The organism is Microbacterium hanjuni (assembly GCF_043556395.1).
In the GTDB taxonomy this organism is placed as follows: Bacteria; Actinomycetota; Actinomycetes; order Actinomycetales; family Microbacteriaceae; genus Microbacterium.
This window is the reverse complement of record NZ_JBIGIK010000001.1, coordinates 1471931-1486579: the sequence shown is the minus strand read 5'-3', so window position 1 is coordinate 1486579 and position 14649 is coordinate 1471931. Positions and strand designations below refer to the sequence as shown.

Sequence of the window (14649 nt, the reverse complement as noted above, 5' to 3'; positions counted from 1 at the left end):
CATCCTGCCGCACCACCGGCGCCCTCGTAAGGTGTGCCCGGCGAGGCGTTGTTAGTGTGTGCAACAGCCGGCTGACACCGGGCCTCGGGAAAGAAGGGGAACGCGTGATCACCGACGTCCTGACCGTGATCTTCGCGATCGTCTCGGCTCTGCTCGTCGGTTTCGCCGCGCGACGTATCCTCGATGCCCCTGTCGGCTGGCCACGCAGCCTCATCGTCGGCTTCGCCGTGTTCGCTTTGGGGCTGCCGTCCGTACGCTGGATCCTGGATCAGTCCGGCCTCATCGTGCCCGGACGAACGCCTGACACCGAAACAGCGCTCGTCGCTCTCGCGGTGATCGCGCTCTCCGCAGCCTGGAGCTTCGCGCTCGGGCTCGCGGTGCTGGTCGCCATCGAAGCGGTCTTTCCCACACGGCCGCTTCCGAACCCGATCGACGTGATCCGCGCCGCCATCATGCGGCGCAAGCGCACCCGCCGCTACCTCGAGATCGTCGCCATCGCGTCTCGGCACGGCGCGGGATGGATCGTCCACGGTCCGTCCAAGGCCCAGCGCGAGCTGACGACGGGCGAGCAGCGCGCCAACGCCCTCGTCGGCACGATCAACGATTCGGGAGTCACCTTCGTCAAGCTGGGGCAGGTGCTTTCCACCCGTCGCGACCTCATTCCCGAGCCGTACATCTCCGCCCTTGCTTCGCTGCAGTCGGGCGCGACGACCCTCAGCTGGGAGACGATCCGGCCCGTCATCGAGACCGAGCTGGGCCGGCCGATCGACGAAGTGTTCGCCTCGATCGACACCGCACCGCTCGCGGCAGCATCCGTCGCCCAGGTGCACACGGCTGTCCTCACCGACGGCACCCCCGTTGTCGTCAAGGTGCAGCGCCCTGCCGCTCGCGCGCAGGTCGAAGCCGACGTCGACATCATCCAGCGCCTCGCGCGCCGGGTCGAGCAGCGGACGAAGGCGGGCCGTGATCTGCGCCTCGAATCCGTCGCGCGCGGTTTCACCTCGACGCTGGTCGACGAACTCGATTACCGCATCGAGGCGCGCAACATGGAGATGATCCGCCACGCGCTCACACTGATGGCTCAGGACGGGGGCGATGCGACGACGGTGCTGTCCATTCCGGCGGTGTATCCGGATGCTTCTTCCAACCGCCTGCTCACGATGGATCTCGTCGACGGCCAGCCGCTCAGTCGTGCCGGGGCGCAACTGGCGACGATGACGCCCGAGCAGCGCGACGCGCTCGCCCTCGGGCTGATGACCTCGGTGATCGAGCAGATCCTCATCTACGGCGTCTTCCACGCCGACCTGCATCCCGGCAACGTCATCCTGCGTACGAACGGCACCCTCGGACTCATCGATTTCGGCGCGATCGGCATCATCGAGCGCAGCCAGCGCGAGCATCTGACCGCGATGCTGCTGGGCGCCCTGACCGAGGACGACGTGACCGCGACCGACGCTCTTCTGCTGATCGTCGACGTTCCCGACGACGTCGATGTCGACGCGTTCCGCCACGACATCGGCATCGTGCTGACATCGGAGCGCTTCCACGCTGGGGGCGGCTCGATCTTCTCGCGCATGGTCGACGTCATCCGCGAGCACCACATCGCCCTCCCCGGCGATCTCGCGTCCGCGTTCCGCAGCTTCGCCACGCTCGAGGGGTGCCTGCGCGTGCTCGTTCCCGACTTCGACATGGTCGGGCGGGCGCTGCCGGTCGTGCCGCAGCTCGTGAAGCACATGCTCTCGCCGCGTCGTGCACTCCTCGACGCGGAAGGCCGCGCGATCATCGCGAACGCCCGCCTGCGTGCATTGCCGCTGCGCGTCGACGCGCTCATGTCAGCGTTGCAGAACGGCACAGGAGCGGGGGCTCTCCACGGGGAGGTGCAGCAGGGCTTCGTCCGCTCGATCACGTCGCAGATCGTCGGCGCCCTCGTCTCCATCGCAGCAGTCGCGCTCGCGGTGGTGTTTCTGGTGACCAACGCCGGCCCGCAGTACACCGCGGGGCTCGGCCTGTTCGACCTGATCGGCGCCGCGGTCGGGCTCTTCGGCTTCCTCGGCCTCATGCGGGTGGTGCGCCAGCTCTTCGCCGCCGGGCAGGGCCTGCCGCGGGAGCGACGGCGGTGACCGACTCCGATCCGATGCTGCCTCTCGACAGCGACATCGAGACCAGCGATATCGAGACCAGCGACATCCCCGCGGAGGGGCTGTCGCGGCCCGTCCACCTGCGGTGGCGTCACATCGGGCTGGTCATGGCCGGCGGTACGGCCGGTACCGCGGCGCGCGAGGCGATCAGCCTCGCCCTCCCGCCACTCGGCGGCATCCCGGTCGCGATCTTCCTCATCAACATCACCGGCGCACTCTTCCTCGGGGCGCTGCTCGAGAGCCTCGCCCGGCGGGGCCCGGACGAGGGGCGCCGGCGCACGCTGCGGCTGTTTCTCGGCACCGGCTTCGCCGGCGGATTCACCACCTACAGCGCCCTCGCTGCCGACACCTCGCTGCTCCTCGTCGGCGGTCAGCCATGGGCCGGGGTCGGTTACGCGATCGCCACGGTGATCGTCGGTGCACTCGCGACGCTTCTCGGTATCGGCCTGGCCGCCGCCCACCATCGGCGCTTCATCGCCCGCGGAGCCGTCGGGTGACCCCGCTGCTCTTCCTCGCCATCTCCGTCGCCGGGGGAGTGGGCGCGGCGTTGCGCTTGATCGTCGACGGCACCGTGAAAGCTCACACCAGGACCACGTTTCCGGTCGGCACGATGCTGATCAACCTGAGCGGGTCGTTCCTCCTCGGTTTCGTCATCGAGATCGCGCTCGTCGGGATCTTTCCCGACGCGTGGCGACTGGTCATCGGCACGGGGCTGCTCGGCGGGTACACGACCTTCAGCACGGCCAGCTTCGAAAGCATCCGACTCATCCAGCAACGTCGCTACGGCGCTGCCATGACGAACAGTGTCGGGATGCTGATTCTCGCCGTGCTCGCGGCGCTCGCCGGAGTCGGCCTCGCGATGCTGATCTGAAGAGCGGGTCAGCGCACCCGCACGGCCGCCGGTTGGATCGAGACGGTGAAGCGGGAGGTCTCGCCGATCTCCTCGCCGTCGATCTCGAACGCGTGCGGCTTGGGCAGCGTGACGTCGATCTTCTTCGCGCGGCCGTGGGTGACCGAGTCGGAGTTGGTCGCTTCGTCGGTCTTCGTCACGAGGCGCTTCACGCCGTTGTCCCACACCATGGTCTTGAGCGTGCCCACCCACTGACCGAGTCCTTCGGCGCTGAGCAGCAGGAAGTCGAGCTCGCCGTCGGAGGGGTCGGCGTCGGGGAGGATCGTGAGCCCGCCCTGCAGGGTGCCGCAGTTGCCGATGAGCAGGGTGTGGCCCTCTTCATCGCGGCCCGGCTGGTCATCGACGGTGAGGTGGAAGGGCACGATCTCGCTCGCGGTGAGGGCTCGCCCCAGCGACTCGACGTACGCCAGCCAGCCGGCCTTGGCCTTGAGATCGTCGTTGGTCTCGGCGATCATGTGCGCGTCGATGCCGAAGCCGATCATCACGACGAACCCGTGCCGCTCGGTGCCGCCGTCGAGCTCGACGTCGACCCAGCCGACGTCGACGGGCGTCGCCCGGCCGGTGATCGCTCGCTCGATCGCGGCGGGGGTGTTGTTGATCGGCACATTCAGGTTGCGGGCGAACAGGTTGCCGGTGCCGAGTGGCACGATGCCGAGGTCGACGTCGGCGTGCACGTCGGCGAAGTGTTCGGCGACGGCGCGGACGGTGCCGTCGCCGCCCGCGACGAGTACGACGTCGGGGTCGGTCTCCAGCGCGCGCTTCGCCGCATCCTGCCCGGGGTCATCGACGCTGGTCTCTTCGAAACGCACGTCGGCGTCGTCGCCCACGATGGCGCGAAGGGGACCTTCGAGGGTCTCCCGATCGGTCTTCGAGGGGTTCCAGATGACCGTGACCTTTTTGTCCATGCGCGTCGTTCGCCTTCCGTTTCTCCGCTGATCTGCGCACTCGCGCGCATCAGCACGGGCCGACTGTACCCGTCGTCCGCGTTCGGAGGCACGATCGTCTCCGCTCGAGCAATTGTCGGGTACTATCGCGCGACTCCGCCCATAAGCCCCGCAACAGGCGTACCCTGACAGAATCCCATCCCCGCCCATTGTCGGCGCGGGTCACGCCGGCCCTCGGGGCGACGTGCATTCGGCAGCCCCCGACTGAAGCATCCGCCCCCCAGGATTCCGGTCGGGGGTTGTCCCCCGCCCCTTGTCGGCAGCAGGGTCGGGCTGCGGAGTGGAGTGGCGGCTCGGGCTCACATGCAGAGCGGTTCGCCGAGATCGATGGTCTCGCCGTCGACGGTGATGCTGCCCTCGGCGCACAGCAGCGTATCGGGTGAGGGGCGCACGACCAGCGGTGTGCGGGCCACGCGCACGTCGTGTTCGGTCACCTCTTGCCGGTCGGGACCGTTCGGAGCCGTCTGCGGGTAGAGCGCGACGGTGAGCGTGTTGCCGATGCCGTTGCCGTCGTAGCGGGTGACGCGGCCCCAGCCGGCGTAGCAACTGTTGGACCAGACGATCTCGATCAGGGTGTTCGCGGCGCCGGCTGCGCCGGTGGCGACCTCGGCGTCGTCCATGCACGGAGTCAGGGTCGGGTTCTGTCCCGTTTCGACCGCGACCTGCGGAGCGTCGGCGACGCCGGCTTCGACCAGGCGGTCGAAGAAGACCTGGGTGACCAGGATCGAGGCGACCACCGCGCTGACGGCCGATCCGAACAGGAACGCACCGATCGCCCAGTACACGGTCGTGCGTCGGCGGACGAGCCGCCGTGGGGCTTTTCGGGATGCTGCCGCGGTGGCTCCGGGCTTCGCCTCGGCGGGAGTCTCCTCGGCCGGGCCGACCTTCGCAGGTTCGCTCGCCTGGTCGAGCACGGTGGGCGCGTTCGGTGCGGTGGTGTTCGGCGCCGAGGTGTTCGGGCCCGCCGCGCTCGGCCCCGTGGCATGGGGGCCGGTGGCGTTCGGGCCGGTCACTCCGGCGAGAGCATCGCGCCGGTCGATCCATTCGCTGGGCTCGCCGCCGCAGACGCGCACGATTCCGTCGACGGTGCGCGCCGAGGGCAGTTGCCGCCCGGCGAACGCCTCGGACAGCACCGAGCGCGAGATCCCGGTCTCGTCCTGCAACCGTGCCAGCGTTGGGCTCTTGGCCTCCAGTCGCAGGCGTCGCAAATCAGAGGCGAACCGCTGAATGGTGTCCATGTCAGCCGTGCTGCCTGGGTCGTTCATGGTGAAGCTCCCTACGAGATCCCCCCGAATCGCGCTCGACATGTATACCAGGGCATACGTCGATCCACCGCGCGGCGGCACCGCAATGGACGCCACGACACGGGTGAGGTAAGACGCATTCGGACCTTTTCGGACTTTTCCGGTCTGGGCCTCCGGCGCCGTCGTATCCACACTGGACAAGTCGGTTCGGCCCACGGGGGGTGGGCCCCGACATGCTGGTGGGGGGATCACCTGACCGCGGGCGGGCCGGGCGCCCGCCCGCGGTCGTCCTCTCCGGCCGCCACTCAAGGAGCCGTACGTGACCACCGAGCTACACATCCCCCTCGATCGCGATCCCTCGCAGACCCGCCTGGTGCGCGTGTGCGATTCGGGACGAGCCCTCGTGCTCACGGCGGCTGTCGCCGCGGTGGACCGGGTCTCGATCGAGGCGGTCGAGCATATGCGCGACGGCGACGACGGCTTCGCCCTGCGCGCCCGGGAGGGTGAGTGGGTGCTCGCGGAGCGCTATGCGATGCTGACGACCGAGGCTGCCCTCGCTGCGCTGCACGACCCTCCCGAGGCGGTTCGCGAGGTGGCGAAGCGACTCGCCCAGTGCGCCGACCGCGTGGCGTTCCGCGTGGCCGCCCAGTCGCCGGCGGATGACCGCGAAGAGGCGCTCGGCCTGCTGCGGGCCCTCATGAACGACCTCGACGCCCTCGACCGCGGGTTCGTAGCGCCGGAGACCTTCGCCGAGATCGCGCGGTGCGCTCTCGCCGAGCCCACCGCGCCACAGGTGCGCGAAGCGGTGCGCGCTTACGTCGCGGCCCTGGCGAGGCGGCCGCGGTGGCGGGATGCTGCACCGAACCCCTGGGCGATCGCGCTCGCCAGCTTGTCGCCGGTGTCGTCGCGCCGCTGACCCGCGCGATGTCGCCCCCTCTGGCTAGGGTCTGTCTCGGCCGGAGAAAGGGGTTTCGGTCGTGGGAACGAACCGTCGGTATGCCGACCAGATCGATCGGCGTATGGACGAGCGGATTCTCGAACGGCTTGCGCGTGAGGGTCCGCTGCAGTCGCTCAGCGACAACGAACTCGAGCTGACGCGGCTGCCTATGACGAAGGACCCGCGGCCCAGCACCGTCACCGCCTGGGTGCGTTTCGGTCAATCGCCCACGCGGGTGCAGGCCGAGGCGGTCGCGTGGACGCCCCGTGCCGTGGCGATCCGCTTCACCGTGGCCGGTCGGGAGTTGCGCGCGTGGGTCTGGGCGTCGGCCGTGGAGCGTCACGACTGACCTGCCGCTGCCGCAGGTCGCTCGGGCGGCCGGTACGGTGGGCGCATGTCCGAGCCGCACCCCGCCGCACGACCCGGTACCGCCGGGCGCCGCGTCGCGTGGGTACTGCTGGTGATCTACGCCGTCGCAGCGCTGTTGATGGCGTTCTGGCCCGAACCGGTCGATCGCGGCGCCACCGGGCTGCTCGATCGGATCGAGCGCCTCATCCCGTGGGCGACCTATCGACGGGTGGAATTCGGGGCGAACGTCCTGTTCTTCGTGCCGCTCGGGTGGTTGCTCGGGGTGCTGCTCGATCGCGCACGGTACCTCGTGGTGCCGATCGCCCTCGTGACGACCGTGGCGATCGAGGGCATTCAGGGGGAGCTGCTGTCGCAGCGCACGGCGAGCATCTATGACGTGCTCGCGAACGTGACGGGTGCCTGTGTCGGGCTCATCCTCGTGAGCGCGCTGGCCCGCCGGCATCCCGGCCTGTAGACCACGAGAGCCGGTCGCACAATGCCCGGGGTCGCGGGGCCCGCACCCCCCAGAGTGGATGAATGCGACGCATTACCTATGCAGGCGAAACCGTGATCACGACGAATGACGTTGCTGCGGCTCTCGTGCACCTCACCGCGGCGATCGCCAAAGAGGGCCAGGCCGAGGCGGTGACCATCCCGATCGTGGTGGAGTCGACGGGTGTCATCGGCGACGCCGAACTCGTCATCGGCGTCGGCAACGACGTGCTCTCGGCACCGGTCGACTGGGACGCGGATCAGCCCGACTTCTCCGAGGCCGCTGCTCGCCTCCAGGCTCATCGCACCTTCCCGCGCCACAGCGAGGACACCGACGACGGTCCGTACGAGCCCGGTCCGGATGCGCAGTGGGACCCGGACCTCGAGGGCTTCGCCCCGAATGGCGACTACCCGCCGCGCTGACCCGGGGCCGCGAACACCGCACGCCGACGCAGCAGCATCCCTTTTCGAGGACGGTTTTGTCCCCCAAAAGGGGGATACCGGATGCTGGTGCCCTTTGCCACGATGAAATCCCCGGCAAGCGAGGTGCTATCGCTTGCATGGTAGGCCACGAGTGGTGGCGCTTTCAGAGCAGGGGCCAGGCTGAAGGCGCCGCCACTCGTTCCTCGATGCACAGCGGCGAGCGCCGCGCAACCCCCTCGCGCCTTGGGCGCGCTTCGCGCTACCCTCCCCCGCGGGGTAGGGGGGCATTTGGCATGGGTTTGAATACCGAAGCGGTGTGGTGGTTCGCCGCCATCGCGACGTTCATGAGCGTCGCGGTCGCCTCCACGCTTGTCATGGGGCGCCGCCTGGTCGGCGATGCCCGAGTTTTCGCAACGACCAGTAGCGCGGCGGGTCTCACCGCTGTCGCGGCCAGCGTGATGTTCTTCTCCGCGGCGGCAACAGGCGCGATGTTCTTCCAAGCGCTGGGCAACGGCCTCGTCGTCGCAGCCCCCGCGGTGTACTGGGTCGGTGTTCGCCGCCTCGCGGGCCGGGATCCGGGATATTTCGCCGGTCTCCTCGCTGGAGCCGTGGTGGTGGCCGTCATCACCACGCGTCTGCCCGAGCCGTTTCCGACGTCGGCGCGGATGCTCGCGCTCGCCGTGGCGTGCGCGGTGGTCGGCGCCGCCACCCTCGACTCCACCATCCGGTCTCGTCGCGGGATGCTGCCGATCCGCATCGCCGCGTTCGCCTATGCCGGGTACAGCACGGTGCGGGCGGGCGCCGTCCTGCTCGTGCGGCCCGAGCAACTCGGTGTGTTCGGCAACGTGGCGAGCGCGATTCTCGGCGCGTGCCTCGTGGCCGCCGCCACCGTGGGCACGCTGCAGCTGATCGAGCGCACTCCCGCGCGGCTCCTCGCTTCGACGAATCCGATCGTGGTGCCCGCGCACCCGATCCCGGATGTGCCCAGCGGGCGCCTCGAGGTCAGCATCATCGACTTCCCCCTGCTGAAGACCGGGGTGGGCCGCGAGCGTGCGCTCGTTCTGCAGGACGCTCTCGTCGCGGCCACCGAGAACGCCGCGCCCGTGCTCGCTGTCCGCGACGGCGCCGTGGATCTCTGCGTCGTCGACACCGATCGCCGCCAAGTCATCGGTCACGTCAAACGTGCGTACGCCGACGTGACCGGGGTGCGCGTGCCCGGCGACATCGGCGAGCTGTCATTCCGAGAAGCCACGGTTGCGGCGACGCCTCCGGAGCCCGTCGATGCGGGCCATGCCAAGGCCGCTCTCGTGGCGGCGGCGGCCGCGCGCAAGCTGCGGCGCCGCGGCGGCGACCTTCCCTTCGCCCCGCTCTCATAGGTCGACGCGGAATGTCCTCCTAAGAGGGGACAGCGGATGCTGTGGGCCGATGCAAACATGGATGCAGCCCACTGGTGATGTGCCGTCGCCGGTGGGAATGGCGAGGAAGAGGCGGCTCCCTGGAACGCAGGGGCCGCGATAGGGGAGTCGCCTCTTCTGTCCGCCCGCTGGTTCTGGCCCTCGTTCGGGTGCCCGCTTGTTCTGCCCAGAATCAGACGGGCGACCAAGCTCGCGGCGACGCCCTGATTCTCGGCCGCGCGATCCAATCTCGCGACCGCAGGGGGGTGCTTCCGAGTCCGTCGATCGTGCCGCCTCGTCAGAACGGTGCGGATTCGGAGTCGGGCACGAACTGCACGCGCGGGGCCGGAGCGTCGATGTACGTGCGGCCGGCCGGCGTCGTCCATTCGAGGTTGCCGTTGGCATCCTGTGTCACCGTCCAATCGGTTGCTCCTTTCAGCGTGTGATGTCGTTTGCACAGGCACGCCAGGTTCGTGATCTCGGTCTTGCCTCCCTTCGCGTAGTCGTGGGTGTGGTCGTGGTCGCACCGGTGCGCCGGCATCCGGCAGCCCGGGAACCGGCAGTGCGTGTCACGGGCGTCGACGAACCGATCTTGTTCCGCGGCGGGGGTGTACCGATCGACGGCGAGCACCATTCCGGTGATCGGATGCGTCATCACTCGGTCGAATCCACTCGCCGCCCCCACCAGCCGTCGGGCGGTGTCGGCGTCGATCGGGATCTGCCCGTTGAGGAGCGCCCCGCGATCGCTGGCGCCGGCCGCCGTCGTGACGGGAACCGTGACCTGCACCTTCGCGCGGATCGCCCCCAAGCCTCCCGAGCGGCGATCGAGCGTCGGGTCGATCGAAGGAGCGCCCGTCAGCAGCATGTCGGCGAGAAGGTCGGCCCGCACCTGGTCGAGCCCCCGCCGGTCGACGACCTGCGGCTCGGCCTCGGCCCCTGCGCTCGCACCATCGCTCGCGGCGGGTATCGGAAGCTCGCCGCTGCCGGCAGCATCCGACTCGCCCGCTGATGGTGTTGCGTTCGCGGCGGAGCGGACCGCCTTGCCCTGTTGCGTCAGCCGATCCATGATCGCGTAGGCGAGCGTGGCCGGCAGCAGCGCGACCAGTTGCGCCATGCCGTCGTCTTGCTCCACGACATAGATGCGCCGGTCGGCGCAGGCCTCCTCATACCGCTCCGTCACCGACTGCGGATGGAGCTTCTCGGCCAGCTGACGAGCGAATGCCTTCAGACGCCCGGAGGTGAGGGTCTGGGCGCGCTCCAACACGACCTGCTCGAACGCCGCCCGCACCTCGGGGTCGTCGAGACAGGCGCCGGTATCGAGCATGACGGCCGCGTGCGAGCGCGAGATCTCGCCCCGCTTCAGCGCCGCGACGGTCTCGGGGAAGAGCGTCGTCAGCTGCACGGCATCGTTCATCTGGTGCTGGATCGTGCGGTCATTGACGCGGATCCCGACTCCCAGCTGAGCGGCGATCGAGCGCAGCGGCATGTCGCGCTGGGCCGAGTCGGTCGAAGCGATGCGGGCTTTCTGTGTATCGGCCAGCGACATCGCGCGCGCCAACAGCTCCACGCGTTGCGCATGCAGCCGCGCCTCGGCCGCCTCGATGGCGGCGAGCTCGTCGACGAAATCCCAGACGAGGTCGTTCTCGGCGATGTTTCGTTCTTCGGGTGTCATGGTGCCTCTCTCACCGAACCGTCGGCGTCCCGAATGGGAAACCGTGATCACGGATCAAGAAGAGGGCACTCCATGATCGAACTGTCTCGGATGCGAGAGCCCCGCACCTTTCGACGAGTTCATCGTCTCACCGACCTCCGACATCGCCTCCGCCCGGACGCGACGTGAGCCGCCCAGCCACCCCGCCGGAATCACTCGGGCGGCTGAAACGTGGTGCGCCGCGCTGATTCTCCGCCGCCCGACAACTCCCGAGCCGTGGGGCACGGCAGCGCACTCGATCAGTCCGTGCGGTCGAGCGAGGCGGCGTAGTCCGTGAGCAGAGCGGATGCTTCTCGCAGATACCGCTGGATCGACGCCTGCTCGCGGGGGGTGAAGGTGGTTGCCAAGTCATCGAGGCCGTCGAAGAGTGGGGTGAGGTTGCCGAGGATGCGCTCCACCGCCTCGGGGCGCGCGGTGACCAGCACTCGACGGCGATCGGCCGCACCGCGCTCGCGCACCACGTGACCGTCGCGCTCGAGGCGGTCGACCATCTCGGTCGCGGAACCGGGGCTGATGCCCAGACGCGAGGAGAGTTCCACCGGTCCGATCGGATCGCTCTCGCTCGACATGATGTGGTCGATCGCGTCGTACTCGAGAGGACGCAGCGACAGGTGCGCGGCGAGGGCTCGGTCCACTTCGGTGGCCGCGCGGTTCGTCGCGCGCAGCGACCAACTCAGTTCGTGCGCCGACATGCGCGAGCGCTCCACGCCCTCTTCGGGTCCGTGCGGGGCCGAGTCCGAAGCATCCATATCGGAAAACATACTTGACGAATCCTTCCGCTGCCAGGAAACTCGGAAACGGAACCATTCCGATACTGAAGGGAAGATCACGATGGACGCTGACGCGCGCACCCTGCGCGGACTCCTCATCACCCTCTGCGCGGCGCTGGCGCTCGTGGTCGCCGGCAACTCGGCGCTCGCCATCGCGCTGCCGGAAATCGCTGCGGATCTCGGCGCGAATCAGTCCGAACTCACCTGGATCATCGATGCCTATGCCCTGACGTTCGCTGCGTTGCTGCTCACCGCAGGTCTCGCCGCCGACCGCATCGGACGCCGGACGATTCTCATCATCGGGCTCGTCATCTTCGGCGGAGCGTCCGTAGCATCCGCCATCTCGCCTGATCCGGCGTGGTTCATCGTCCTGAGGGCGGTCTCGGGGGTCGGGGCGGCCGCGATCTTCCCGGTCACGCTCTCGGCCCTCGTCGATGCCTACCCGCCGGAGCGGCGCACGTTCGCCATCGCGGTGTGGTCGGGCGTCAGCTCGGCGGGCGCCGTCGCAGGAACGATCGTCGCCGGACTCCTCCTGCAGGCGTTCTGGTGGGGCAGCGTGCAACTCCTCTTCGGGGGCGTGGCGCTCGTGCTGATCGTCCCCGCCGCGGTCCTCGTTGCGCAGCGACGCAACCCGCGGCTTTCGGCCGATCCGCTCGCCGCGGTCTGGTCTGTGCTCGCCCTCGCGGGCATCGTGTTCGGAGTCATCGAGGGCCCGCGGCTCGGGTGGACCGATCCGGTCGTCATCACGGCTTTCGCCGTCGGTGTCGTCGGGGTGGGAGGCTTCCTCGTCCACCAGCTGCGCTCGCGCGAGCCCTCGCTCGACGTGCGCCTCTTCCGTAACCGCGGACTCGCGGCCGGCTCGCTGATCGTCTCGATCCAGTTCTTCGCATCACTCGGGTTGTTCGTTCTCGCGCCGCAATACCTGCAGCTTGTACAAGGCTTCTCCCCGTTGCTCGCCGCCCTCGCTCTGCTCGTCATTCCGGTCGGGGTGGGTGGCGGAATCGGAGCATCGGTCGCCCTCGCGAAGCGGTTCGGCCAGCGCGTTCCTGGCGCGGGCGGGCTTCTTCTGATGGGCGCCGGATTCGGTGTCTGCGCTTTCACCGTCGGCGAAGGGGCGTCGCTTTGGGCTTTGGGTGTCGGACTCCTGATCTTCGGCGTCGGATTCGGCATGGGGATCACCCCGGGCACCGAGCTCATCATCGAGGGGCTTCCCGCCGAGCGGCGCTCGATCGCGAGCGCGGTGAACGACATCACGCGGGAGGTCGGCGGGGTGCTGGGCATCGCCGTGCTGTCGAGTGTGCTGCTCGCGTCTTATCGCGACGAGGTGGCGTCGGCGGTAGATGGTGCACCGGATGCTGTTCGCGAAATCGTCGACTCGGGTGCGGGTGCCGCGATCGGGGCCGCCCAAGCCTTCGGGCCGGCCGGCGCAGCGATCGCGGATGCCGCTCGAGACGCGTTCGCGCTCGGCCTCGGTTCGGCGCTGTGGGTGGGCGCGGGCATCCTGGTGGCCGGCGGAATCGCGTGCGCCTTCCTGGCGCCCGGCCGCGCGGTCGGGGCGCAGGGCGCTGCGGTCCCCGGCGGGGGCGGGGTTCCCCGGTCGCAAAACGTGGGTCGCACGCGCAGTTCGTGACAGAGCAGGGATGCTGCCCGGCCACGCGCGCGGGCGACCCAACGCACGTGGCCCCGGCCCGCCCGATCCGGCCGATCAGTCCGAGAGAGCGGCCGTCCATGCCTGCACGGCCGCCGTCACCTCGGCGCTCGCCGCCCACACTTCGGCATCCGAGAGGAAGGTCACGACGGCGCGATTGTGGTCGGCCCATCGGAAGTGCGGTCCGATCGGCGCGATGCGGATGGGCGCGAGATCGGGGCGAGGTTTGGTGCCGGTGTGGAGGATCAGCTGCAGCTGGCCCGCCCTCCGCATGCTGAACGTCGCGAAGTCCGTACCGGCGATGGCGAAGTTGGGTGCCTGCCACTTGACGGATTGCACAGCAGCGGGGGCCGCGGCGAGGATCGTATCCCGCAGCATCCGCGCCCCGCCGACCAGGTCATGATGCTGTCCGTCGAACCACGCGTCGACCGCGGCTGCGCCGTCGGAAGCACCCATCACGGCCTCCGCCGCACGTGCTCGGGCCGCAGCCCGATGCCGACGAACCGCGCGGCGACGGGGCGGACGACGGGGGAGACGAGCCGCAGGATCCGCAGCAGCCAGCGTGGTGCGATTCGGCGGCCCGAGGTCGACCGGGCGATCAGTCGGTGCCCCGCGCGCTGGATGCGCTGCATGATCCGCACCGGCAACTCCCGCCGTCGCTGCACGGCGGCGAGCACGCCGGTGGGCGCGCGGCCGGCGACCAGGTCGTCGGTGATCGCGTTCGCGAGGGCGACAGCATCCTGAATCGCGTAATTGACCCCGACGCCGAACAGAGGCGACATCGCGTGCGCGGCGTCGCCGATCGCGATGAACCCCGGCCGATACCAGCGCCGCAGCCGGTTGAGCTGCACCGTCAGCAGCTTGACCTGGTCCCAGTGGGTGAGCGTGCCCACGACAGGGCGCAGCACCGGGGCTGCCGCCACGATGCGGTCCCGCAAGCCCGCAAGGCCCCTTCCGCGCAGCTCGGCGAACCCGCCTTTGCGGATGATGAGCCCCGATTGATAGCGATCGCCCCGGTCGATCGTGACCACCATGCCCGCCGACGAGACGTAGCCGAGCGTCGACGGCGGCGGGTGCGGTGGTTGCGGCAGCGAGAACCACAGCACGTCGATCGGCACGCCCGAGTCCAGCGGCACCAACCTGGCTGCATCGCGCAGCGTCGAGGTGCGTCCGTCGGCGGCGACGGTGAGGGTCGCGCGAATGTCGATCGTGCCCTCGGAAGTCTGGGCGCGCACCCCGCGCACCTGTCCGCCGTCGATGATGAGGTCGGTGGCCTCGGTCTGCATGCGCAGTTCGAAGGTCGGGAAGGATGCTGCCTCCGCAGCGAGGAAGTTCAGGAACTCCCACTGCGGCGCGAGCACGAGGAAGTTGTTCGGCCCGCGCAGGGTGCCGAAGTCGACGAGCGTGATGCGCTCGCTGTCGACGACGACGTCGAGCGTTTTCAGGCGTGTGAGCGGCAGCTCGAGGAACCGGTCGCGCAGCCCCAGCTCGCCGAGCAGCGTGACCGTCGAGGGGTGCACGGTGTCGCCGCGGAAGTCGCGCAAGAAGTCCGCGTGCTTCTCGAGGACGGTGACCCGCAGCCCGGCGCGCGCGAGCACGTAGCCGAGAACCATGCCGGCCGGGCCGCCGCCCGCGATCACGCAATCGCGTTCCCCGTCGCGCTCGATCGCCATGGCGCAAGTAAACCCGC

Annotated in this window: 15 protein-coding genes; 9 read left to right on the top strand and 6 right to left on the bottom strand. The window is 69.4% G+C overall.

Annotation, left to right across the window (positions count from 1 at the left end; all coding sequences use genetic code 11):
• Window positions 1–104 precede the first annotated feature (104 nt).
• Genes ACFXP5_RS07210 through crcB form a run of 3 tightly spaced genes read left to right on the top strand, consistent with a single transcriptional unit; the run spans window position 105 to window position 3009 of the window.
• Entirely contained in the window at window positions 105–2120 is a 2016-nt protein-coding gene (locus ACFXP5_RS07210; RefSeq protein WP_394544107.1) for an ABC1 kinase family protein, read from the top strand.
• Entirely contained in the window at window positions 2117–2635 is a 519-nt protein-coding gene (locus ACFXP5_RS07205) for a fluoride efflux transporter FluC (RefSeq protein WP_394544106.1), read from the top strand. The genes ACFXP5_RS07210 and ACFXP5_RS07205 overlap by 4 nt, the downstream gene beginning before the upstream one ends.
• On the top strand, window positions 2632–3009 hold the full coding sequence (crcB, locus tag ACFXP5_RS07200; protein WP_394544105.1) for a fluoride efflux transporter CrcB: 378 nt from the start codon (window positions 2632–2634) through the stop codon (window positions 3007–3009). Before ACFXP5_RS07205 ends, crcB begins: the two co-directional genes overlap by 4 nt.
• A gap of 8 nt (window positions 3010–3017) precedes the next feature.
• Here crcB and ACFXP5_RS07195 read toward each other — a convergent pair whose 3' ends face one another.
• A complete protein-coding gene (locus tag ACFXP5_RS07195) occupies window positions 3018–3953 on the bottom strand; it encodes a diacylglycerol/lipid kinase family protein (protein WP_394544104.1) in 936 nt (311 codons plus the stop codon).
• Between the two features lie 338 nt (window positions 3954–4291).
• Window positions 4292–5257: a DUF2690 domain-containing protein gene (locus ACFXP5_RS07190; protein WP_394544103.1), complete on the bottom strand. Its 966-nt coding sequence runs from the start codon at window positions 5255–5257 to the stop codon at window positions 4292–4294.
• Window positions 5258–5555: 298 nt separating this feature from the next.
• Between ACFXP5_RS07190 and ACFXP5_RS07185 the strand changes: the two genes are divergently transcribed.
• From ACFXP5_RS07185 to ACFXP5_RS07165, 5 genes are all read left to right on the top strand, one after another.
• Complete coding sequence (locus ACFXP5_RS07185; RefSeq protein WP_394544102.1) at window positions 5556–6152, top strand: hypothetical protein; 597 nt, start codon at window positions 5556–5558, stop codon at window positions 6150–6152.
• Window positions 6153–6213: 61 nt separating this feature from the next.
• Complete coding sequence (locus tag ACFXP5_RS07180; protein WP_394528247.1) at window positions 6214–6522, top strand: hypothetical protein; 309 nt, start codon at window positions 6214–6216, stop codon at window positions 6520–6522.
• Window positions 6523–6567: 45 nt separating this feature from the next.
• On the top strand, window positions 6568–6996 hold the full coding sequence (locus ACFXP5_RS07175) for a VanZ family protein (RefSeq protein ID WP_394544101.1): 429 nt from the start codon (window positions 6568–6570) through the stop codon (window positions 6994–6996).
• Window positions 6997–7088: 92 nt separating this feature from the next.
• Window positions 7089–7436, top strand: coding sequence for a hypothetical protein (locus ACFXP5_RS07170; RefSeq protein WP_394544100.1), 348 nt, complete (start codon window positions 7089–7091; stop codon window positions 7434–7436).
• Window positions 7437–7729: 293 nt separating this feature from the next.
• A complete protein-coding gene (locus tag ACFXP5_RS07165) occupies window positions 7730–8812 on the top strand; it encodes a hypothetical protein (RefSeq protein WP_394544099.1) in 1083 nt (360 codons plus the stop codon).
• A gap of 316 nt (window positions 8813–9128) precedes the next feature.
• On the opposite strand, the gene ACFXP5_RS07160 is transcribed toward ACFXP5_RS07165, so the two are convergent.
• Both ACFXP5_RS07160 and ACFXP5_RS07155 read right to left on the bottom strand, forming a co-directional pair.
• Window positions 9129–10502 (bottom strand): HNH endonuclease signature motif containing protein, encoded by a 1374-nt coding sequence (locus ACFXP5_RS07160; protein WP_394544098.1) that lies wholly within the window; start codon window positions 10500–10502, stop codon window positions 9129–9131.
• Window positions 10503–10780: 278 nt separating this feature from the next.
• Window positions 10781–11290 carry a MarR family winged helix-turn-helix transcriptional regulator gene (locus tag ACFXP5_RS07155; RefSeq protein ID WP_394544097.1) on the bottom strand — a complete coding sequence of 170 codons (510 nt, stop codon included), beginning with the start codon at window positions 11288–11290 and terminating at the stop codon, window positions 10781–10783.
• Between the two features lie 82 nt (window positions 11291–11372).
• Between ACFXP5_RS07155 and ACFXP5_RS07150 the strand changes: the two genes are divergently transcribed.
• Window positions 11373–12941, top strand: a complete 1569-nt coding sequence (locus ACFXP5_RS07150; protein WP_394544096.1) for an MFS transporter — start codon at window positions 11373–11375, stop codon at window positions 12939–12941.
• A 75-nt stretch (window positions 12942–13016) separates the two neighbouring features.
• Here ACFXP5_RS07150 and ACFXP5_RS07145 read toward each other — a convergent pair whose 3' ends face one another.
• Window positions 13017–13415 (bottom strand): hypothetical protein, encoded by a 399-nt coding sequence (locus ACFXP5_RS07145; protein WP_394544095.1) that lies wholly within the window; start codon window positions 13413–13415, stop codon window positions 13017–13019.
• Entirely contained in the window at window positions 13415–14632 is a 1218-nt protein-coding gene (locus ACFXP5_RS07140; RefSeq protein WP_394544094.1) for an FAD-dependent oxidoreductase, read from the bottom strand. Before ACFXP5_RS07140 ends, ACFXP5_RS07145 begins: the two co-directional genes overlap by 1 nt.
• Window positions 14633–14649: the final 17 nt, after the last annotated feature.

Coding starts and splice junctions, on each gene's coding strand:
- ACFXP5_RS07195 (WP_394544104.1), bottom strand. CDS start 3,953: ATGGACAAAAAGGTCACGGTCATCTGGAACCCCTCGAAGACCGATCGG.
- ACFXP5_RS07190 (WP_394544103.1), bottom strand. CDS start 5,257: ATGAACGACCCAGGCAGCACGGCTGACATGGACACCATTCAGCGGTTC.
- ACFXP5_RS07175 (WP_394544101.1), top strand. CDS start 6,568: ATGTCCGAGCCGCACCCCGCCGCACGACCCGGTACCGCCGGGCGCCGC.
- ACFXP5_RS07165 (WP_394544099.1), top strand. CDS start 7,730: ATGGGTTTGAATACCGAAGCGGTGTGGTGGTTCGCCGCCATCGCGACG.
- ACFXP5_RS07160 (WP_394544098.1), bottom strand. CDS start 10,502: ATGACACCCGAAGAACGAAACATCGCCGAGAACGACCTCGTCTGGGAT.
- ACFXP5_RS07155 (WP_394544097.1), bottom strand. CDS start 11,290: ATGGATGCTTCGGACTCGGCCCCGCACGGACCCGAAGAGGGCGTGGAG.
- ACFXP5_RS07150 (WP_394544096.1), top strand. CDS start 11,373: ATGGACGCTGACGCGCGCACCCTGCGCGGACTCCTCATCACCCTCTGC.
- ACFXP5_RS07145 (WP_394544095.1), bottom strand. CDS start 13,415: ATGGGTGCTTCCGACGGCGCAGCCGCGGTCGACGCGTGGTTCGACGGA.
- ACFXP5_RS07140 (WP_394544094.1), bottom strand. CDS start 14,632: ATGGCGATCGAGCGCGACGGGGAACGCGATTGCGTGATCGCGGGCGGC.